At 33.1% G+C, this 245-nt stretch carries 1 pseudogene; it reads left to right on the forward strand.

Going from position 1 to position 245, the window contains the following annotated elements:
• Positions 1 to 245 (forward strand): annotated as a pseudogene (locus DDE80_RS14980) (RNA-guided endonuclease TnpB family protein); the annotation flags it as partial.

A 245-nucleotide genomic window follows, 5' to 3' on the forward strand; every position in this document is an offset into this window, starting at 1 on the left:
GTCTTATACAACCAATCGAGTGAACGGAAATATCGAATTGCAAGATGGTCATATCAAATTACCTAAACTGAAATTAGTAAAAATCAAGCAACATCGGGAAATCCCTACGGATTATAAATTAAAATCTTGTACGATTTCTAAAACAAAATCAGGTAAATACTATATTTCGATTTTGACAGAATACGAGAAAGAAATTAAACCAGTGTCCATTCAGAAAGTTGTTGGGCTAGATTTCGCTATGGACG

The organism is Metalysinibacillus jejuensis (assembly GCF_003057615.1).
GTDB lineage: Bacteria > Bacillota > Bacilli > Bacillales_A > Planococcaceae > Metalysinibacillus > Metalysinibacillus jejuensis.